The organism is Novosphingobium sp. BW1 (assembly GCF_008107685.1).
Lineage (GTDB): Bacteria > Pseudomonadota > Alphaproteobacteria > Sphingomonadales > Sphingomonadaceae > Novosphingobium.
The window spans coordinates 142619-161724 of sequence record NZ_VIRF01000065.1 but is presented as its reverse complement, the minus strand read 5'-3'; the positions used below and the strand labels follow the sequence as shown (position 1 = coordinate 161724).

Genomic DNA, 19106 nt, shown 5'->3' with positions numbered 1-19106 from the left:
CGCCATTTACCGTGTTGCGTCGGGCCGGAGGAGGCTGGTGCTCGATTGCGCGCGTCGCCATGTCGCCCTCAATCGAGCAAGGATGCACCTGCCTCATGACACCCCGGCCCGGCGTCGGCGGACACACGCGATCCCCACGCGCGGGCCCGGGCAACCGAGAAGGCCATGACCCGGGACAAGCGCTATCGCGACAGCCCGATGGCGCTGGACCTCCCCGGGCATGCGCAGGTCTCTCAAGGCGCACATCCGGCGGTCGGCGATGGCCCGCCGATCGCCCGCGTTGGCCTACCCGCCCTCTACGAGACCGATGCCGCGCTCACGCTCGGCGCCCGCGCCGCCTTCTAGCCGCGCGCGTGGTCCTGTAACGAAAAGGGAGCGATCCGAACCCGAACCGCCCCCCTTTCAAAGGTCCTGCACGGTAATCAAAAGGTCGCCTCGTTTACTGGCCTCCAGCCGCGGGGCTCAGCCGCGCCGCCGCGCCGTCTCCGGTCGGGAGGCGAACCAGATAGGACGTGCCATAGACATTGCCCGGCCGCTCGAAATCGGTCGAGACGATCTGGGCACCACTGCCCAGCGCGGCATTGGCGCGGGTCATGTCGTTGGTCTTTGCCTCGTAGGTCTCGATGTCGGAACGCGTACGGACGAGGTAGCCCTCGGCCACGGCCTTGCGGATCTCGTCCTCCCGCATGATCGCGTTGTCGTACATCAGGAAGGCGGCGTGATCCTCGCCCGGGTTGGCCCGCAGGAAGGCGACGCGCCCGGCGAGCGAGGGATGACCTTCCAGATAGGCCGCCGCGCCCTGCGGCCCGTTGGCGGTGATCATCAGGAACATTACCTTGCCGCGCGCACGCTCCAGGCTCGGCCAGTTTCCAGCGAGTGCCGCGGCGTTGAGCGTGGCGTGATCCCTGCGCAGATCGTCGGGCGTGATGATCCGGGACCTGTCGAAGACCGAGAGGATCTCGGCATCGAGTGCATCGAACGCGGCCTTGTCGAAGGGCAGCGGCTCGGCGGAATCGGCAAAGAGCTTGCGGCCCTGGCTCTTCGCCTCGACCAGGATGAAAAGCGGAACGTGCCCCTGATGAGCGTCCGACCAGTCGCGGATCTGGGCGAGGCAGGTCGTGAACAGGGTGCAATGGCTGCGAAAGTCGTAGTCGACGATGTGCTGAACCTTGAAACCCGGCGTGGCAAGGGCCGCCTCGTCGATGGCGAATCCCGGCGCAATGCCCTCCCGGCGCAGGGCCCGATACCCGGCGGGATCGGCATAACGCCCACCGTGCGGGTCCGGGTTCACGTCAAGCTCCAGGCTGCGCATGCCCAGGTCCAGCTGCGTGGTGAGGTCGGGGTGCAGGTAATTGAGCGCATCGTCGAAGGATATCCCATTGGGATGCTCCTCGGCCATCAACGCGCGGCGTTCCTCGGGCAGGACATCGAAGGCGGCGAGCATGGCCTCGAAGCGCGGACGCATCAGATCCACCAGACGCGGGTCGACCGGCAGGGCGTAGCTGTTGTGCGTTCCCAAAACCTGAAGATGGTTGATCGGCGTCGCGCCCGGCAGGTCCGGCACCTCGATGCGCTCTTGCATATCGGCTTGGCGCATGTCGGCACGAGGCGCCTGCCCGGCACCTTGCGCGCTCACAGCGAATAGGGGGAGCGCCAGCAAGGCGCCCCCCAGCACGCGGGTCCGAATGATCCGGCCCCGCATCAGAAGTCCGCCGAGATAAAGCCGCCCAGCGTGCGACGGGCCGAAGGCGAAGTGTAGTGCAGCATCCCGACCGCGCCGTAGTTCTGGAAACCCGTTGAGTAGTAGGTGTCGAACAGGTTGCGGGCATAGGCGCCGAACCGGATGTTGCTGTCGGGCAGCGTGAAGGTCACGCGGGCATTAACCAGGCCATAGCCATCGACATGCGAGTAGTCGGGCTGGCCGGTGACGGTCCAGTACTCGCTGCGCCAAGCGTAGTCCGCGTGGGCACGTGCGCCCAGACCCGAAGCAAACGTGTACTCGTAGTCGGCCGAAACCATGCTGGAGAACTTGGGTGAGTTGGTGAGCGCGGTGCCGGTGTAGTCGGTCGTCTCGTTGTAGACGTAGTCGGTAAACTCCCCATCGGTGTAGGTGAAGGAGCCATTGAGGGTCAGCCCCGGCACCGGCACCAGCGCGATCACGCCTTCGACACCCTTGGTGCGCAAGGCACCGGCATTGCCGATGGTGGTCGCCTGCAGTTCGCCGCCTTGCCCATCGGGAATGGTGGTCAGGATGGTCGTCTGGAAGTCCTTGAAGTTCGAAAGGAAGACATCGAGATTGACGCGCAGGCGGCGATCCCACCATTCGGACTTGATGCCCGCTTCCCAGGCCTTCACGGTTTCCTTGCGGTAGGGGCTGTAGTCATTGCCGACAAAGGCGATGCCCGCTGGTTTGTAGCCGGTCGAGTACGTGGCGTAGAGCATGACGTCGTCGCTTACGTGGAAGGTCGGCGCGATGCGGTAGGAGAAGTTCCCTCCCGTGACCTTGCCATCGGAATAGACCGGCGCCGGGCTGGTGCCGACAAAGGACGGATTGTAGCCGGTGATCGGCTCGGGATCGAGCCAAATGAAGTCCAGGCTCTGCGAATTCCAGTCATGGGTGTAGCGCCCGCCCAGCGCCAGGTTGAATCGATTGGTGAAATTGAGCGTGACCTCTCCGAAGGCCGCCGCGGTCTCGTTCGTGGAATCGAACAGCGAGGTGTTGGCGTCGGGCACATCTGCCGCGCCCGCGATCGCGTAGAGCAGCGGCGCAACCGGATCCCCGCTCGCATCGTAGACAGGCGCGCCCAGCGTCGCCCACTGGACCTGGGTCTGCTGCGCGTTCAGCTTGTTGTAGAAGGCGCCCACGACATATTCCACGAACCCGCCGGTCGGCGAGGCCAGCTGGAATTCCTGGCTGAACTTGTTGGTATCCAGTTCGCCCAGGTTGAACGGAACGTACGCGTACTGGTCAAGCGGGAGCAGGTTTACAGGCGTCGAGTTGTCGTAGGCGGTTTCGCGATAGGCCGTGATCGACTTGAGCTGATGGTCGCCAAGGCCCAGGTTCACCTCCAGCGAGCCGCCGTATTCGCGCGTCGTGATCTCGCCAAAGCTGCCATCTGCGGTGTCGGCACTACGCCCATCGGGGAACACGCCCAGTTCGGCGAGCATCTGCGCCACGTTCTCGGGCTGGTTGCCGGCTGGCGTGCGCACGCTGGAATCCCAGTGGCGGGCGAAGTCGGCGCGCGCGATGAATTCCAGGTCCGGCCCGGCATCAAGCAGCAGGCGCGCACGGCCACCGTATTCGTGGGTTGAACCGATCGTGCGATCCAGTGTGACGTTGCGCCCGAACCCGTCCTGGGCCTGGTCGAAGCCGGTGACGCGCAGTGCAACGTCGCGCCCCAGAGGTACGTTGAGTGTCGCGTTGAGAATACGCTCGTCGTGTTCGCCATAGCTGCCGCTGGCCGACAGCGAGGTGACGCCCAGTTCAGGATTGCGGGTCGTCACAGAAATCACGCCCGACGTCGCATTCTTGCCAAACAGGGTCCCCTGCGGCCCCATCAGCACGTCGATGCGCTCCATATCGGTGATGCCGATAAGGCCATTGGCCCGCTGGCCATCCATCACGACGCCATCGACGACGACACTGACCGACTTGGCGTTCGAGAAGTCAAAGGAACGGCTGCCTACGCCGCGGATCTGGAAGGCCGCGCCTTGCGTGGGATCGTACTGCACCCCGGGGACCATGTACTGGATATCGGTGAAATCGGTGTAGCCGGTCTGCGCCAGAGCGTCGGCATCGACCGACTTGATGGCGAGCGGCACATCCTGGCTGTTCTCCACGCGGCGCTGCGCGGTCACGGTGATTTCACTCAGCTGGCCGGGCGCAGCCTCGGCGTCCTCGGCCAGCTCACCGGCGGTGGCCATGGCGGGCAGCGAAGAGACAAGGGCGCTCCCGGTCAGGAGCACCGTGGCAAGGCGGAGAGGCAATCTGGAAGAATAAAAGGCGTGCATATCGGGCGTCCCTGTTGTGCGTCAGGAGCGCCCGATAGGAGTGGCCCATTACCGTTTTAAGACAATCGTTCTATCAAAAATTGGCAATATAACTATTAATTGGCACACATGTTCGGCCTAATCTCGAGCCAGTTCACACAGCCGTACCGGAAATGCGGCGCTGCCCGGCTGCTGGCCCTGTTCCCCCAAAGCAATAGCCTCTCCGATCAGCGCCATGGTGAAAGCCTGGCTGCGTGCCCGATCCCCCTCGCCATCGACCAGGGGGGCGACCTGCGCGTGAACATTTTCCGCGCGCCTTCGCCGCATGTCGATCGCAAAGGGCGTGAGGCGTGAATCGCGCAGGGCGCCGAGCGCCATCTCATGGGTCAGCAGCAGCACCTGGCGTCCTGCACGCGCATCGCCGGGCCGACCCAGCGACGCGCGCATACGCCGATACAGTTCCTCCACACCGCCCAAGACCAGATCGCGATGGGATAGAAAGTGGTGCGTCAGCGTGGAAAGAGGCACCCCTGCCGAGGTGGCGATCTGGCGAAACGAGATCGCCTCCACTCCGTCACGGGCCATCGCATCCGCGATCTGCCTCGCCAGCACGGCCTTGGTGCCCTTGATCTCGCTTGCCCCCTCAAGCGCCGCCTGCGCCGGACCGGCCAGTTGCGCGATGAGGTGCAGGTGCCAGGCGCTCGCCGCGCTGCGACCTTGCGCTCCGGCAGGACGCAGCAAAGCCCGCAAGGTGGACTGGCGAAGGAGCCGGTAGTCGCGGCTCTGCCCCAAAAGGACACTGAAGACGCGTTCATCAATGCTATAGTACGCGATCCGTCGAACCAGCCCTCGGGCCTCGGGAAAGCCCTCGAAAAGCCCCCGCCAGAACCCATGGTCATGCGCCCACAACCGCACGCGCAGCGGCTCGAGTGCAGGGTCGCGATAGGCCTGGATGTAGATCTCGGCCATGACAATCGCCGAAACGTGCCCCGCGTCGACGGCCTCGTCAAGGACCTGCGCGACGATGTCGGTCACGCTGGCCCGATCCAGCTCGGGGCAGGAGACCAGCTGCGTGCGCCATTGGTCACGCCGCAAATCAATGATCTCGCATTCCCGTGCGACGACAGCCTCCAGCAGCGCGGCCTTGTCCCCGATCTGGTAGCGGATCTTGCCGACAGACATCGCCGCCTCTCTGGCGACAAGCCTCAGACTGAAATGGTAGAGCCCTTCGCGGGCCAAAACATTTCGTGCCGCATCAAGGATTTCGTCGCGATCTCGGGTCTTGGTCGAGGAGCTTGTCATCGCGGCTACGGATAGTGCAATCCTGCGATTTTCCAAGCCGGGACTTTGCCGGTCACGGTCCGATAGTGCCGGCCCCTGACGGTCGCGGTCGGCGCAACGCTGTGTGCAACGATTGACGCTGGCGCGCGCTTTTTCTAAGCGCGGATCATTATCAACCCACGGGGTGTCCTGGCGCTGTCAGGGCTGAGAGGCGGATCACGGCGCATTCCCGCGCAAAGTCTGCAAACCCGCGAACCTGATCCGGTTCATGCCGGCGGAGGAATAGGGACCATGCGACACCGCACTGCACGTCACGCCACACGTCCGTCTGCCGTTTTCACGGCTCTGGGCGCAGGCCTTTGCCTTAGCACTCCCGCGCTGGCCGAGGACGCCGTAGGCCAGGATCCCATCGTCGTCACCGCGCGCGGCCACCCCGAGGCGCAGATCGCGGTGCCCGACACCATCACGGTGTACACACAGAACGACATCGCCCGGCGCAAGCTGACCACGATAGACGACTTCATCGCCGCAACACCGGGCGTGTTCCTGATCAACGACCAGGACCCCGGCACCAACATGATCTCGGTACGCGGGGTTTCGACCAACCGCAACCAGTCGCCCTCCATCGCCTACGTCGTGGACGGCCTCGCGCTTGCCGACTCGGAGCTTTTCACCCTGCGCACCTACGATGTCGCGCGCGTTGAGATCCTGAAAGGCCCGCAGGGCGCGCTCTTCGGGCGCTCGGCCTCGGGCGGCGCGGTGGACATCGCCACCAACGATCCCACCGACGAGGCAGGCGGCATGGCTTCGCTCGGCATGGGCAATGGCTTCACCTGGACCACGGACGGCGTCGTCAACGCGCCGGTGTCCGAGCGCGTGCAGCTGCGTCTGGCAGGTTCTTACCGCAATTCCGACGGGTTCATCCGCAACAGCTACCTCGACAGGAAGGTCGACGGCTTCACCAGCCGCAACCTGCGCCTGAAGGCGAAAATCGCGACCTCCGAGACAAGCACCCTCAAGCTGCGCCTCGCCTGGGCACACGAGGATGGCGGCGCGGCCTATATCTCCTCCGAGAACGTCACGGGGCGCAACGGCGGGCGCCTCTCCGGCGCGATCCTGACCGATCCGCAAGGCGATTTCGAAGGCCGCTTCTCACGCAAATGGTGGGGCGCGCAGGCGACCTTCGCGCAGGATCTTGGCAATACGCTCCAGCTCACCTGGTCGGGCAGCTATGACAACTACCACAAAGATTTCACTGAAGAGCTGGATTTCCGCCACGACACGCCTGTCACACTGGACGGCGTTCCGCTTTTCCCGGACGGTATCCAGCCCATCTCTCAGCCGGTCGACATCGAGGCCTGGACCAGCGAGCTGCGCCTGACCTCTCGCGCGGACGGCCCCCTGCGCTGGCACACAGGCGTATTCTTCCAGCGCCTCGAGCGTGACCGGACCGACGATTTGGGCCCGCTGCTGTTCGCCGCCGAGCCGCAGCGCGCCGAAACCCGTAGCAACCAGATCGGCCTCTTCGCGCAGGCCAGCTACGATGTGCTGCCCACGCTGGAAGCGACGCTGGGACTTCGCTACGACCGCGACCGGCGCAAGGAAGACACGGTCGGGACGGACACCGCGACGATCTACGCCCGCCGCGCGCAGACCTTCGACAAGTGGCAACCCAAGCTCTCGCTCGCCTGGCACCCGAGCGAGGACTTCACAGCCTATGTTACCGGCAGCGTCGGCTTCAAAGCCGGCGGCTTCAACCCGCTGCCCGGCGCATCGGATATCTGGACGGCCAATTTCGCAGCCGAAACCGTCAAGTCGCTTGAGGCGGGTGTGAAGGGACGCCTGGCCGACGGGCGCGTGCGTTTTTCCATGGCGGGCTTCGTCACCGACTACAGTAACTTCCAGAACACCGTATTCCTCGGCAATTCGGTGGTACTCTCGGTGCCCAAAGTGAACGTCCATGGACTGGAAGCCTCCGCGCAGGCCGAGCTTGGGCTTGGCTTCCGCCTCGATGGCGGCGCGGCCTGGACCCGCAGCCGCACCGGCACCTACATCACCCCCAACCCCACGCCCGAACCGGGCGAACCGGCCCTTGTGGACCTCACCGGCAAGCGCACCCCCAACGCGCCCGACTGGACGCTGAACGGCGGCATCGGCTGGGAGGGTGAGGCAGGACCGGCCAAGCTCGACGCGCGCCTGAGCGTCGCCTATGTCTCGCGCGTCGATTTCGAGATCGACAACATCCTCCACACCCCCGGCTACGCCTCGGTGGACGGCAGACTCGGTGTCGAACTCGGTGCCTGGAACCTGGAGGTCTGGGCAAAGAACCTGTTTGACAGACGCTGGGCCATCTCCGCCTTCGGCCAGCAGCAACTGCCGCTGCTCCTGGGCCTTGGCCCCAACGGCCCGTTCGACAGCTTTACCATCAACACCGGCCGCCAGTTCGGCGTCGGCGCGACCCACCGTTTCTGAAGGAAGGCCACACCATGAGCTTTTGCGACACGATCTGGCAGGACGTTGCCCCGCTGCGCCGCGCGATCCTGGCCCAGCCTTTCCTCGCCGAGCTCGCCGACGGCTCGCTCGCGCCGGAAAGCTTCCGGCACTACATGCTGCAGGACAGCCTCTACCTCGCCGAATATGCGCGCGCTTTGGCCATTGCGTCGGCCCGCGCGCCAACGGCCACCGCACGGCTGGAATTCTCTGACGGCGCAAAAGTCGCGGTGCAGGTGGAACAGGCCCTGCACCAGGCCTTCTTCGAAAAGTTCGGCGTAACCCCCGAAATGGCCCACAAGGCCGAGCCCAGCCCGGTATGCCTTGGCTACACCAGCTACCTCACCGGCCTCGCCGCGACGCGCAGCTACGAGGAGTTGATCGCAGGCATCCTGCCCTGCTTCTGGGTCTACTGGGAGGTCGGCTGCGACATCAAGCCGCGCGCCGCCTCGCCCAACCCCTACGCGGCCTGGATCGACACTTATGCCGATCCCTCCTTCGGCGAAGCCACCGCGCGGGTGCGCGCGCTGGTGGACGAAGCCGCAGCAAATTCCACCCCGGTCATTCGCGCCGCGATGGAAACGGCCTTCCGCAACGCCACGCGTTACGAATGGATGTTCTGGGATTCGGCCTACCGGCGCGAGGCCTGGCCGATCTGAGCCTCGCGCCCGATCCGCCAGACGTGAGGACGCAAGGGAAAGGGCGAGCCTGCCAACTGAAGCCAATCTTCCCGAAGTGGGCACCACTTTCCTCGTAGCGGAAGGCTTCAGCCAGTTCCTCAAGCGCGAAGCAACGGTTGACTGGGGGCTTGATCTCCATGGCCTCGATCGCGCGCGCAATATCGACTTGCTCGCGCCGTCTGCCGACGATGGCGCCGTGAAGCCGCACCTGCTTGGTCATCAGGAGCCCGGTCGGCCTCGCGCCGGAACAGACGAGAAAGTCATGGTAGTTCAGCGATCCGCCATGCAGGAGCACGCGGATTTTTCCGGGGCCAGGCTGGCCGGGATCGGTAAGGTTCTGTCGGAGCCGAGATCGGCGATCTCGGCGCCCGACGTTCGGTCCAGAACCTCTTTAACGCGCGTTCGTTCATGGACATGCAGCATCCGTTTCGCTCCAACTTCGGCATTCGCGCAGTTCCCGCCCAGCCACGCACCGTCGCGCTGAGCCTCGACTACCAGTTCTGAACTTTCGGGCAGAGGAGCGCGGCCCATCTCTTCCGGGGCGCGATCACCGCGCCTGGAAACACCCTGACTGGGGCGCTTCGTGCACGCCTGCAGGGAGGGCCTTCTTGTATCGATCCTCGGTCAATACGTACCTCCCCAGAATTGGCGGCGCGCAGATGACGGCGCGCATCGCCACGTTTCGATCCTAGCTCCATCCCCGGTTGCACCGGCCCTTCCCATCGAATAAAGTCGATGAATGGATTCCGACGATGCCCTCGCCATTTTTTCGGCGCTCAGCCACCCCACGCGGCTTGAGGCCTTTCGCCTGCTCCTGCGCCACGAGCCCGAGGGCCTGGCTACCGGCGCGCTGGTGGACGCCTCCGGCCTCAGCCAGAGCACCTTTTCCTCGCACCTCGCGGTCATGGTGAAGGCGGGCCTCGTGCGTAGCGCAAAGCAGGGCCGCCAGAACATCCAGCGCGCCGATGTCCGCGCACTGACGGACCTCATGCTCTATCTCGCCAACGACTGCTGCCAGGGCCACCCCGAACTGTGCCAGCCGCTGCTCGCCGAACTGGCGTCCTGTTGCTGATCCCGGCGCCAGGGCACTGCAACCGGCAACTGAGCGCATCGCGGCTCCTCCCCCCTGCTGATCCCAGAAGGTTCCTCTCCGACCATGTCCGCACCCGTTATGCGCGCGCGTCTCGCGTTTCTCGACCGCTACCTGACCTTGTGGATCTTCCTGGCGATGGCGCTGGGCGTCGGCCTGGGCTCGGCCATCCCAAGTCTGCCGAGCGCCATCGAAAGCCTCTCGTGGAGCACCACCAATATCCCCATCGCGATCGGGCTCGTCCTCATGATGTACCCGCCGCTCGCCAAGGTCCGCTATGAGGAATTGCCCCACATCCTCGATGACAAACGCATCCTTGCGATCTCGCTGATCCAAAACTGGATCATCGGGCCCGTGCTGATGTTCGCGCTCGCGGTGCTGTTTCTGCGCGACACGCCCGAGTACATGACCGGGTTGATCCTCATCGGCCTTGCTCGCTGCATCGCCATGGTCCTTGTCTGGAACCAGCTGGCCCGGGGGGACAACCAGTACGTAGCCGCCCTCGTCGCCTTCAATTCGATCTTCCAGATCCTCTTCTTCAGTGTCTACGCCTGGGTCTTCCTGACCGTCCTGCCGCCGCTGTTCGGTCTGGAGGGAAGCGTGGTCGATGTCAGCTTCTGGACCATCGCCGAAGCCGTGAGCATCTATCTGGGCTTACCCTTCGCAGCCGGGTTCCTGACTCGCAAGATGCTTGTGCGGGCCCGCGGCAACGCTTGGTACGAGGGGACTTTCCTGCCCCGCATCGGGCCCATGACGCTGTTCGCGCTGCTCTTCACCATCGTCGCCATGTTCAGCCTCAAGGGCAATGAAATCCTCGCCCTGCCCGGCGATGCGCTGCGCATCGCGGTTCCGCTCACCACCTACTTCGTGATCCAGTTCACCCTCAGCTTCTTCATGGGGCGCCTGGTCGAAAGCGACTATCCGCGCACCACCGCGGTCGCCTTCACCGCGGCGGGCAACAACTTCGAACTGGCCATCGCGGTTGCCATTGCCGCCTTCGGCCTGGCTTCGCCCGTCGCCTTTGCCGCCGTCATCGGACCGCTGGTGGAAGTACCCGTCCTGATCCTGCTGGTGGGTGTTGCCTTCCGGCTGGGACGGCGTTGGTTTCCGGGCAGCGTGCCCACCGAGGACCGGAGCTGACGCGCCCGGCGCTCGTCCGCCTCCCCCATGAACCAGACCGGCCCATGATAGCCGCCGAACTTCAGGCCGTAGCCGGTCGTCCCGGTACCATCGGGCAGCGGCGCGGAGGAGACCCGCAGCCCCCCCGTGGAAGCCGGTGCCCATGAGGGTGTTGCGCGTCAGGTCCGCTGCCGAAAATGCCAGCCCCTCGCCGAAGCCCCAGGCGCAGCGCGCGCGTGCCCGCTGTGGCAAGGTTGCGCCCATCGTGGTCCGATCCGAAGGTCCAGCCCACATCGGCCAGGATTCGCCCGCGCGGCTTGAAGGTGTACAGGCCATCGGCCGATTGTAATACGGGAAGGCCAGCGCTCCATTCGGTGGCCACGTCCGCCTGGCGGCGGACAAGATGGGCCAGGTCCTCGCGGCTCGGGGGCTGGGCTAGCGCCGGGTCCGCCGGGGAGCGGGGCGCGACGTTGCCTGTAAGATCCGCGCTCCGTGCACGCAGGATTTGCATGAGGGCCGCATGGGTGCGCGCAAGCTCTTGCGCAGCCACCTGTTCGCGCGTGTAGGCCATGGCGACCGGCTCGGCAGTGATGCGGTAGGACTGTTTCCTCCACACCGCCTCTGTGGCGAGTGCACCCTTTTTCCGGCCTCACATAGGTCTGCGCATAGCCGTCGTTGATGAGCTTGGCCTGCATGGCCATGGCCGAGAACCAGACCGGCAAAGTCGAAGCCGCCGGTGGCGTCGATTTAAACAAACTTGTTGTCAGCAACCTTTCAGGGGTCTTTCCCGCCTGGCGCATCCTCCTTGTCGAAGACGACGACCAACTCGCCCGTAGCCTCGTGAACCTGCTGCGCAGCTCCGGCCACGCCGTCGATCACGTCGCAACGCAAAGGACGCACTGCTCTTCACGCAGCAGGAACCCTACGCCGCGCTCATCCTCGACGTGGGCCTTCCCGACATCGACCGCTTCGAGGTGCTGAACACACTGCCCCGGCGGGGCGAGCGCATGGCTGTCCTCATGCTCACGGCGCGTGATACGCTCGATGACCGGGTGCGCGGGCTGGACCTGGACGCAGATGACTACCTACGCAAGCCCTTCGCACCGGAGGAACTGGAGGTCCGGGTGCGCGCGCGGCCGCCGCCGGGCGGCGATCCCACCCTTGAACCCACCATCGGCACCTTGCGGATCGACCGCCCAACGGGGGCAGCCAGCGTGGCCGGGCACAGGCCACGACGGCAGCGGTCTGGGCTTTGCCATCATGCGCTCGGCCACGCAGCGCATGGGCGCTGCCATCCACGTCAAAGCGAGGACGCCCGGCCTGCGCGTCACCATCGCCTTTTCCGGATCGCGCGACGCGATGCCGTCCGCGCACAGCGCCCAAGGCACCTGAAGCCCTCTTCGATCACGCGCGCAATTCCAACCCCATGGTCTCGCGCATCGCGATCCCGAGCAGGCGCGGGAACGCTCGATCGGCAAAGGTATAGGGGCCCGGCTGGTTGCTGAGGGTGTTGTTGAGAACGCCATACATGACCTGAAAGGCAAAGCGGATGCGCCCTTCATCAATGCTTTCGGCCACCACGCCAGGTTCGGCCCGGACCCGTTCGACATAGACCGAGGCAAGATTGTGCGCGTTGCGGCGGAACGGCTCCCAGGCCTCGGGGTCGGCAAGGCTCACGCGGAAGGCGGAGCGAAAGAAGGCGTCCTGCTCGGCAAAGCGCCGGACCTGTTCGCGCAGCAGTCGGCGTAGTATTTCCTCGAAAGGGGCCTCGCGCACGATCGTTTCGAGCAAGGGGCGCGATTCGGCCGCGGCCTTGACCATGACCGCCTTGAACAGCGTCAGCTTGTCGGGAAAGCGGGCGTAGAAAGCCCCGGTCGAGCACCCGGCCAGCCCGCAGATCTCGACGATGCCAACCTCGTCGAACGAGCGACGCCGCGCAATGTCCAGCGATATCCGAATCAGGGTATCGCGCAGGAGCCGGCTGCGCGACTGCAACGCGCGCGGGACACCAGCACGTTCCAGGTCTTCGTCAAGATCGTCAGACGGCGCCTTCATCGTCCGATCCATCGCCGATCTCAAGGCCCGTGTCCACGCCTCATGAAATAGAACCAGATTCTTATTCGTATTGACGCACCTTGCCACGACCTGTAAATTGGCCACCAAGCAGCCCGCAAAGGGTCAGAGAAAAGACAGTGGAGAGGTCCTGATGAAGCCCCAATTCCATCCCCCCGTGCTGGGTCGCCGCGCTTTGCTGCGCACCTCGCTGGTCGGTGCCGCCGGCGCCATGCTGGCCCTTCCCGGCGCGCGCCTACTTGCACAGACGGGTCCGGCGGGCACCACCGACAGCGCCAGCGAAAAAGGCGCGCGCCTTGTTCTTCTGGGCACCAAGGGCGGTCCGCGCGTGGGCGGCAAGCGCTCGAACCCGGCCAATGCCATTGTTGTCGACGGCAACGTCTACATTATCGACTGCGGCATGGGCGTGACCGCGCAGGCCTTCAAAGCTGGCCTCGACATGGCGAAGATGCGCGCCATCTTCATCTCGCACATGCATTCCGACCACGAACTGGAATTCGGCAATCTCATCTATAACACCTGGGTTGCAGGCGACCTGCGCACCAGGATCGATGCCTATGGCCCCAAGGGCCTTGCCGACATGGCTCGCAATTACTGGGCCACGCACAGTTCGGACATTCACACCCGCATCGCGGACGAAGGGCGCAAGGACCCTGCCACGCTGCTCGCCGTCCATGAATTCGAGGGCAAGGAAGGCCTGGTGATGGACGATGGCGTGGTCAGGGTGACCGCCCTCACCACCCCGCATCCACCGCTCAGGGACCTCGCCTACCGTTTCGACACCCCTTATGGCAGCATCGTCATCTCGGGCGACACCGCCTACAATCCCGAACTCGCCAAGTTCGCCCGCGACTGCGACATCCTGGCGCACGAGACACTGTATCTGCCCGGCGTCGAGGCCCTCGTCGAACGCGCCCATCAGGGCGATGCGTTCCGCAACCATATCCTCAATTCGCACACCTCCGCCCAGGACGTCGGCAAGATTGCCACGCAGGCGCGCACGAAGAAGTTGGTGCTGACCCACTTCGTGCCCGGCGACATGGACTGGATCACCGACCAGATGTGGCGCGCCGCCGCCGCCGAAAACTTCTCGGGCGAGATCGTCGTAGGCCGCGATCTCCAGAGCATCGCAATCGCCTGAACACCAACTCTGGGAGAAACCTGATGCGCAGCCACCGCAAGGGATGGCGCGTGGGCGGGTTTGCTGGACGCCTGACACTGGGCCTGGTCGCCTCCGGCTTCCTGCCCGGTGTTGCTGTTGCCGCCGGGCGTGATGCGCCCGCCACGGGCACGCAGACCGGCCAGCAAACGCCCTCCACATCGCCCGCCACCACATCTGCCAGCGCCGAGACGCCCACGACCACGCGCGCGGCCACACCAGCGATCGAGGCCCGGGCCAACGCGCCCGCGGCGGCGGAGTCCGGTCCTGCCTGGAAGGACCCGCTGCCCTCGCCCTACCCGGGCGAGGCGGACGGCCTAGGCCCACGGCTGGGGCCGCGCTACCGCCTCCTGCGCAGCGCCGAGGACTGGCGCTTCATGGGCGCTGCCAAGGCTCCCGAGGACTGGGCCGGACCGCTCAAGGCGATCCCGCTCGACGGCGATGGCGACATCACGCTCTCCTTCAGCGGCGACCAGCGCACCAGCGTCAGCCATTCCACCCGCCCGCTCATGCAGGACACGCAGAGCCGTACCGAATGGCTATCGCGCACCGATCTCTCGGCGGACCTGCGCATCGGTCCCTCGGTCCGGGTTTACGGCCAGCTCCTCTCCGCGCACATCTGGGGCAAGAACGAGACCGCGCACGTCCCGGTCTGGGAAAACGACCTCATCGTGCAGCAGCTCTTCGGCGAACTGCGCGTGCCAGTCGCCTCGGGCGTGGCGCGCGTCACCGTGGGCCGCCAGGAATTCTTCGACGGGCCGCGTTTCGTCATCAGTCCGCGCGAGAATCCCAATGTGCGGGTCTCGATGAACGGCGCGCGGCTTTCGATGGACTGGTCGAAGCTGCGCTTCACTGTCTTCGACTTTGTTCCGACCCGGCAGGGCAACGGGGTCCTCGACGATGGCATCGGCAATGGCGAGCACCTCTCGGGCGGCGTTGCCAGCCTGGTGCTGGCCCGCGACACCGACGCGGGCCGCAATTCGGCGGTCTACCTCGATCCGTTCTACTTCCACTACACCCGCGAACAGCGCACCAGCGGGCCCATTTCGGGCTCGGACCGGCGCGAGACCTGGGGCGCGCGGCTCTGGGGGCACTGGGGGCCGGTGGCCTTCGACTGGAGCGTACTCAAGCAGGACGGACGCTTTGCCGAGCGGCCGGTGGATGCGCTTGCGGTCTCCACCAACCAGTCGGTCGCGCTGGGCAGGAGCCGAATGGCCCCGCGCCTGGGCTTTCACGCCGACTATGCCTCGGGCGGGGGCACCTACACGCCCGGCGGCAAGGTCAGCGCGTTCAATGTCCTCTACAACGCCACCATCATCTTCAGCGACAACAACTACGTGGGCGGCAGCAATGTGCTGGGCGCCGCACCAACCCTGCGACTGCCGCTGACACGCAAGCTCACCTTCCAGGGCGAAGCCGGCTTCTACTGGCGCCCGAACGAGAACGACGCGGCCTATCGCGGCAACTCGGTTCCCTATGCGGGCACGCAGAACGTGGAAGGACGCCACATCGCCAACATCGCGCGCGCGCGGCTCGACTGGTCACCCGATCCCCACATCGTCCTCTCGGGGATCGCCAACTACGTCGATGCCGGCAAGGTCCTGACACGCGCGGGCTACGACGACAATCTCTTCCTGATGACCCGGCTGACCTTGCGCTTCTGATGGCGGCCTGCGGCTCCTCTTGTCCTCAGGGCCCGCGTCGGGAAGGGTATGGTCCAAGGAGCGCGGACCCATGCCCATGAACTTTCGCGAACACAGCGCAACGCTGGTCTGTACAGGTGTGCTGTTCGCCGCCGGATACAGCCTCCAGGCCTTCTCGTTCTCGATGCCGGGCCTCGTGCGCGACTGGAACCTTGCCGAGCGCGAGGTCGGCGCCCTCTTGGCCTGTGCCATGCTGGGCCTCATGCTCGGCTATGTCGGGCTGGCTCCGCTGGCTGATCGGATCGGCACGCGCGGCGCCGTCACCGGCGCCATGGCCACTCTTGGCCTGGCCAGCACCGCCAGCCTCGTCGCGCCCGAAGCCCTGACGCTGGGCGCGAGCCGGGTCGCCATCGGCGCGGCCAGCGGGATGGCCATTCCCGCAGCCGTCTCGCTTGTCAGCCAGCAAGGCCCCCCACGCTGGCAGGGGGCGCGGGTGGTCGCGGTCTACACCGCCTATTCGTTGGGATTTCTGGCGGCGGCCGGGGCCTCGGCCGTCCTGATCCCCTATGCCGGCTGGCGCGCGCCCTGGGCGCCGGGCATCCTCCTGGCGCTAGCCACCGCGCTGGGCGCCCGCGCGCTGCCCCGCCCGCACAGCGGCACCCAGCCTTCTTCCCATCCCGCGCGCCCGGACCAGGGCCCGCGCGCCCTGCTCAGCGGTCACCGCCGTCTAGGCACGCTGCTGTTCTGGCTGCTCTTCCCGGCAGGCCTCAGCCTGTTCTATACGCTCCAGTCCTGGCTTCCGCTGCTGGCCACGCGAGGGGGCACCACTTTCACCAGTGCCGTGGCAACGACCGGCGCCTTCACGCTGGGCAACATGCTGGGCGCGCTGCCGATGATCTGGTGGGCCGACCGCATGGGGCCCTTGCGCGCGCTCGCAGCCATGGGCCTGCTCACTCTCGCGGGACTTACCGTACTTCTCCTTTCGCTGCGGGGCGCGCCGCCCGTGCTTCTTGCCGCGGCTCTTCTGGCTGGCATCGGCATCGGCGGCTGCCAGAAAGGCATGACCTCGGCCGCCTCGCTGTTCTACCCGCCCGCGATCCGAACGACGGGCCTGGGCTGGGCGCTGGGCATCGGCCGGATCGGCGCGGTTGCCGGTCCGCTGATCCTGGGCCTTGGCCCGCGCTACGTCTGGCTCGCGCTGCCGCTTCCCCTTCTCATCCTGGTGCTGGCCCCGCTCTGGCTCGATGGCCGCTACGGGCGCATCGACCGTGGCGGGCCGCCCTCCTTCCAGCCCACTTCCTGAAAAGAGACCGGTTGCCATGACGCCCTCCCCTCCGGCCCGCACCGCGCGGGACAGCGATCCCCAGACGCTTCTCGCGCAAAGCCCGATGAAGCCGCTGCAGATCCTCGTCGTTGCCCTTTCCATTGCGCTCAACGCACTCGACGGGTTCGATGTACTCGCGATCAGCTTCGCCTCGCCCGGCATCGCGAGCGAATGGGGCATCGATCGCGGTGCCCTGGGCATTGTACTGTCCATGGAACTGATCGGCATGGCCATCGGCTCGATCCTGCTCGGAAACCTGGCCGACCGGATCGGGCGGCGTCCGACGGTGCTCGGCTGCCTGATCGTCATGGCAGGCGGCATGGCGCTGGCAACGCTGGCAAGCTCGGTCACCATGCTGGGCCTCATCCGCTTCTTCACCGGGCTGGGCATCGGCGGCATGCTCGCCTGCACCAACGCCATCGTCGCCGAGTTCTCGAACGCCCGCCACCGCAATCTCGCCGTTGCCATCATGGCCTCGGGCTATCCGATGGGCGCGATCCTGGGCGGCTCGATGGCCAGTTCGCTGCTGGCCGACGGTTCCTGGCGCGATGTCTTCGTCTTTGGCGCCATCGTCAGCGCCGCCTTCCTGCCGCTTGCCTGGTTTCTGCTGCCTGAATCGATCGGTTTTCACGACCAGCGCCGCCGCCCCGACGCGCTGGAGAAGATCAACGCGGTGCTTGCGCGCCTCGGCCATCCGCCCGCCCACGCCCTTGCCACGCGCGCGCAGAGTGCGCCCAAGGCCTCCTTTGCGGCGCTCTTTGCGCCCGGCCTTCTCCGTAGCACGATCCTGCTCACGCTGGCCTACTTCTGCCACATCATGACCTTCTACTTCATCCTGAAGTGGATCCCCAAGATCGTGGTCGACATGGGCTATCCCGCCTCGCAGGCGGGCGGCGTCCTGGTCTGGGCCAACGTCGGCGGCCTCTTGGGCGCCAGCCTCCTCAGCTTTCTCACCTACCGCATCCCGGTCCGCTGGCTGGTGATCGCCGCGATGGTGGTTTCCACCGTCATGGTCACCGTCTTCGGCCAGGGTCAGGCGACGCTGGGCGGCCTTGCCACCATCGCGGGCGCGGCAGGCTTTTTCACCAACGCCGGCGTGGTCGGGCTCTACGCGATCTTTGCCAGGGCCTTCCCCACCGAGGTCCGTGCCGGCGGCACCGGCTTCGTGATCGGGGTCGGGCGCGGCGGCGCGGCGCTGGGACCGATCCTGGCCGGCTTCCTCTTTACCGCCGGTTTCGGACTGGCCGAAGTCGCCATGCTGATGGCCTCCGGCTCGATGTTCGGCGCGGTCGCGGTGTTCCTGCTCCGGCCCGGCCGCAACCGCGAGGCGTAAAAAGCACGCCCGTCCGCGCAGCAAGCTCGGGACAAGACCGTGGATCTGCTCTAACCGGGCGGAAGCAGTTTTCCGGTATGTTTCCAAGGGGGTGTCCTGTCCCCGTTCCAGATCAAGGATCCGTCATGTCCGTCGCCCCCACCGAAGCCGCCCGCGTCTTCGTCCTCAACCGTTACAACAAGGTCGGCTTCGACGAATTCCCGGGCATCATGCCCTCGACCCTGGATGAGGCTTACGCCATCCAGGACGCCGCCATCGCGGAATGGAACAGCCCCGTGGTGGGCTGGAAGGTCGGCCGGATCATCGGTGAGATGGAAAACCGCCTTGGGGAAAACCGCTTTCTTGGACCGATCTTCGAAGAAGACGTCTGGCCGCTCGAGACAGGCGCGCCCATGCCCTTCCCCAAGATCCGCGGCGGCTTTGCCGCACTCGAGGCGGAGCTGGTCGCGCGCATCGCGGCACCGGGTGATCGCGCGGACTGGACAGCGCAGGACTGCGCAGGCCTGGTGCAGGCCTGGCACGCCGGGATCGAGGCCGCCGGAAGTCCGCTGGCGACCATCAACGACCTCGGTCCGCTGGCCAGCATCGCCGGGTTCGGCAACAACATGGGTCTGATCCTAGGCCCCCAGATCGCCATCACCGACCCCGATGCCGTGGAAGCCACCAGCACCATCGGTGATACGACGTTCGGCCCGCGCGCTGCAGGCCAGTTGCCCGGCGGCGCGCTTGAAGCCATCGCCTTCGCGCTCAACCGCCTGGCCCGCATGGGCGAGACTGTGCCCGAAGGCTGCCTCATCTCGACCGGCGCGGTGACCGGCGTCCACGTCGTAGAGGAGGGGCAGGCGTGCCGTGTCGAATTTGCAGGCCATGCCGTGCTCGAATGCGTCGTCACCGCGCCCTGAACCCCGGGGAGGGGCCTGGCGC

General features: G+C 66.0%; 18 protein-coding genes, 1 pseudogene and 1 riboswitch. Of the genes and pseudogenes, 13 read left to right on the top strand and 6 right to left on the bottom strand.

Annotated elements, in window-relative coordinates; genetic code table 11:
- Positions 1-165 precede the first annotated feature (165 nt).
- Positions 166-345, top strand: coding sequence for a hypothetical protein (locus tag FMM79_RS09880; protein WP_148627332.1), 180 nt, complete (start codon positions 166-168; stop codon positions 343-345).
- A 94-nt stretch (positions 346-439) separates the two neighbouring features.
- Here the strand turns inward: FMM79_RS09880 and FMM79_RS09875 are convergent, their stop codons facing one another.
- From FMM79_RS09875 to FMM79_RS09865, 3 genes are all read right to left on the bottom strand, one after another.
- Positions 440-1597 (bottom strand): Ca2+-dependent phosphoinositide-specific phospholipase C, encoded by a 1158-nt coding sequence (locus FMM79_RS09875; protein WP_148627331.1) that lies wholly within the window; start codon positions 1595-1597, stop codon positions 440-442.
- Between the two features lie 104 nt (positions 1598-1701).
- The gene (locus FMM79_RS09870; RefSeq protein WP_148627330.1) at positions 1702-4011 is read right to left on the bottom strand and encodes a TonB-dependent receptor; all 2310 of its coding nucleotides are present in this window, start codon (positions 4009-4011) and stop codon (positions 1702-1704) included.
- A gap of 117 nt (positions 4012-4128) precedes the next feature.
- Positions 4129-5292, bottom strand: coding sequence for a TetR family transcriptional regulator (locus tag FMM79_RS09865; RefSeq protein WP_148627329.1), 1164 nt, complete (start codon positions 5290-5292; stop codon positions 4129-4131).
- A gap of 149 nt (positions 5293-5441) precedes the next feature.
- Positions 5442-5571: riboswitch (TPP riboswitch) on the top strand.
- Between FMM79_RS09865 and FMM79_RS09860 the strand changes: the two genes are divergently transcribed.
- Together FMM79_RS09860 and FMM79_RS09855 are read left to right on the top strand one after the other, a co-directional pair.
- A complete protein-coding gene (locus FMM79_RS09860) occupies positions 5563-7743 on the top strand; it encodes a TonB-dependent receptor (RefSeq protein WP_148627328.1) in 2181 nt (726 codons plus the stop codon). (Overlaps the previous riboswitch by 9 nt.)
- Before the next feature lie 14 nt (positions 7744-7757).
- Positions 7758-8420: a TenA family protein gene (locus FMM79_RS09855; protein ID WP_148627327.1), complete on the top strand. Its 663-nt coding sequence runs from the start codon at positions 7758-7760 to the stop codon at positions 8418-8420.
- On the opposite strand, the gene FMM79_RS09850 is transcribed toward FMM79_RS09855, so the two are convergent.
- Positions 8323-8736 carry a zinc-binding dehydrogenase gene (locus tag FMM79_RS09850; RefSeq protein ID WP_371710893.1) on the bottom strand — a complete coding sequence of 138 codons (414 nt, stop codon included), beginning with the start codon at positions 8734-8736 and terminating at the stop codon, positions 8323-8325. The genes FMM79_RS09855 and FMM79_RS09850 overlap by 98 nt on opposite strands.
- A 444-nt stretch (positions 8737-9180) precedes the next feature.
- Here FMM79_RS09850 and FMM79_RS09845 point away from each other — a divergent pair, with 444 nt between their 5' ends.
- Positions 9181-9513 carry a helix-turn-helix transcriptional regulator gene (locus tag FMM79_RS09845; RefSeq protein ID WP_148627326.1) on the top strand — a complete coding sequence of 111 codons (333 nt, stop codon included), beginning with the start codon at positions 9181-9183 and terminating at the stop codon, positions 9511-9513.
- An 84-nt stretch (positions 9514-9597) separates the two neighbouring features.
- On the top strand, positions 9598-10671 hold the full coding sequence (gene arsB / locus FMM79_RS09840) for an ACR3 family arsenite efflux transporter (RefSeq protein WP_148627325.1): 1074 nt from the start codon (positions 9598-9600) through the stop codon (positions 10669-10671).
- Between the two features lie 61 nt (positions 10672-10732).
- Here arsB and FMM79_RS09835 read toward each other — a convergent pair whose 3' ends face one another.
- Positions 10733-11266 carry a hypothetical protein gene (locus FMM79_RS09835; RefSeq protein ID WP_148627324.1) on the bottom strand — a complete coding sequence of 178 codons (534 nt, stop codon included), beginning with the start codon at positions 11264-11266 and terminating at the stop codon, positions 10733-10735.
- A gap of 77 nt (positions 11267-11343) precedes the next feature.
- Between FMM79_RS09835 and FMM79_RS21910 the strand changes: the two genes are divergently transcribed.
- The 3 genes and pseudogenes from FMM79_RS21910 to FMM79_RS22075 all read left to right on the top strand — a co-directional run bounded on the left by FMM79_RS21910 (position 11344) and on the right by FMM79_RS22075 (position 12042).
- The gene (locus tag FMM79_RS21910; RefSeq protein WP_240339094.1) at positions 11344-11631 is read left to right on the top strand and encodes a hypothetical protein; all 288 of its coding nucleotides are present in this window, start codon (positions 11344-11346) and stop codon (positions 11629-11631) included.
- Positions 11550-11717: pseudogene (locus tag FMM79_RS21905) on the top strand (response regulator); the annotation flags it as partial. The gene FMM79_RS21910 and the pseudogene FMM79_RS21905, both read left to right, overlap by 82 nt.
- A 193-nt stretch (positions 11718-11910) precedes the next feature.
- Positions 11911-12042, top strand: coding sequence for a hypothetical protein (locus FMM79_RS22075; protein ID WP_256376792.1), 132 nt, complete (start codon positions 11911-11913; stop codon positions 12040-12042).
- A 12-nt stretch (positions 12043-12054) separates the two neighbouring features.
- Here the strand turns inward: FMM79_RS22075 and FMM79_RS09825 are convergent, their stop codons facing one another.
- On the bottom strand, positions 12055-12705 hold the full coding sequence (locus FMM79_RS09825) for a TetR/AcrR family transcriptional regulator (RefSeq protein WP_148627323.1): 651 nt from the start codon (positions 12703-12705) through the stop codon (positions 12055-12057).
- A gap of 151 nt (positions 12706-12856) precedes the next feature.
- Here FMM79_RS09825 and FMM79_RS09820 point away from each other — a divergent pair, with 151 nt between their 5' ends.
- From FMM79_RS09820 to FMM79_RS09795, 5 genes are all read left to right on the top strand, one after another.
- On the top strand, positions 12857-13864 hold the full coding sequence (locus FMM79_RS09820; RefSeq protein WP_205466593.1) for an MBL fold metallo-hydrolase: 1008 nt from the start codon (positions 12857-12859) through the stop codon (positions 13862-13864).
- Positions 13865-13887: 23 nt separating this feature from the next.
- Positions 13888-15546: an alginate export family protein gene (locus tag FMM79_RS09810; RefSeq protein WP_205466590.1), complete on the top strand. Its 1659-nt coding sequence runs from the start codon at positions 13888-13890 to the stop codon at positions 15544-15546.
- Positions 15547-15616: 70 nt separating this feature from the next.
- On the top strand, positions 15617-16828 hold the full coding sequence (locus FMM79_RS09805; RefSeq protein WP_148627322.1) for an MFS transporter: 1212 nt from the start codon (positions 15617-15619) through the stop codon (positions 16826-16828).
- 16 nt (positions 16829-16844) lie between these two features.
- Positions 16845-18182, top strand: a complete 1338-nt coding sequence (locus tag FMM79_RS09800; RefSeq protein ID WP_240339093.1) for an MFS transporter — start codon at positions 16845-16847, stop codon at positions 18180-18182.
- A 125-nt stretch (positions 18183-18307) separates the two neighbouring features.
- On the top strand, positions 18308-19084 hold the full coding sequence (locus FMM79_RS09795; RefSeq protein ID WP_148627321.1) for a 2-keto-4-pentenoate hydratase: 777 nt from the start codon (positions 18308-18310) through the stop codon (positions 19082-19084).
- The last annotated feature ends 22 nt before the right edge of the window (positions 19085-19106 follow it).

Excerpts from the sequence above, each read along its gene's own strand:
- FMM79_RS09880 (WP_148627332.1), top strand. The coding sequence starts at position 166 with ATGACCCGGGACAAGCGCTATCGCGACAGCCCGATGGCGCTGGACCTC.
- FMM79_RS09805 (WP_148627322.1), top strand. The coding sequence starts at position 15,617 with ATGCCCATGAACTTTCGCGAACACAGCGCAACGCTGGTCTGTACAGGT.
- FMM79_RS09825 (WP_148627323.1), bottom strand. The coding sequence starts at position 12,705 with ATGAAGGCGCCGTCTGACGATCTTGACGAAGACCTGGAACGTGCTGGT.
- FMM79_RS09870 (WP_148627330.1), bottom strand. The coding sequence starts at position 4,011 with ATGCACGCCTTTTATTCTTCCAGATTGCCTCTCCGCCTTGCCACGGTG.
- FMM79_RS09795 (WP_148627321.1), top strand. The coding sequence starts at position 18,308 with ATGTCCGTCGCCCCCACCGAAGCCGCCCGCGTCTTCGTCCTCAACCGT.
- FMM79_RS09865 (WP_148627329.1), bottom strand. The coding sequence starts at position 5,292 with ATGACAAGCTCCTCGACCAAGACCCGAGATCGCGACGAAATCCTTGAT.
- FMM79_RS09860 (WP_148627328.1), top strand. The coding sequence starts at position 5,563 with ATGCGACACCGCACTGCACGTCACGCCACACGTCCGTCTGCCGTTTTC.
- FMM79_RS22075 (WP_256376792.1), top strand. The coding sequence starts at position 11,911 with ATGCGCTCGGCCACGCAGCGCATGGGCGCTGCCATCCACGTCAAAGCG.
- FMM79_RS09800 (WP_240339093.1), top strand. The coding sequence starts at position 16,845 with ATGACGCCCTCCCCTCCGGCCCGCACCGCGCGGGACAGCGATCCCCAG.
- FMM79_RS09820 (WP_205466593.1), top strand. The coding sequence starts at position 12,857 with ATGAAGCCCCAATTCCATCCCCCCGTGCTGGGTCGCCGCGCTTTGCTG.
- FMM79_RS09845 (WP_148627326.1), top strand. The coding sequence starts at position 9,181 with ATGGATTCCGACGATGCCCTCGCCATTTTTTCGGCGCTCAGCCACCCC.
- arsB (WP_148627325.1), top strand. The coding sequence starts at position 9,598 with ATGTCCGCACCCGTTATGCGCGCGCGTCTCGCGTTTCTCGACCGCTAC.
- FMM79_RS21910 (WP_240339094.1), top strand. The coding sequence starts at position 11,344 with ATGGCCATGGCCGAGAACCAGACCGGCAAAGTCGAAGCCGCCGGTGGC.
- FMM79_RS09875 (WP_148627331.1), bottom strand. The coding sequence starts at position 1,597 with ATGCGCCAAGCCGATATGCAAGAGCGCATCGAGGTGCCGGACCTGCCG.
- FMM79_RS09855 (WP_148627327.1), top strand. The coding sequence starts at position 7,758 with ATGAGCTTTTGCGACACGATCTGGCAGGACGTTGCCCCGCTGCGCCGC.
- FMM79_RS09810 (WP_205466590.1), top strand. The coding sequence starts at position 13,888 with ATGCGCAGCCACCGCAAGGGATGGCGCGTGGGCGGGTTTGCTGGACGC.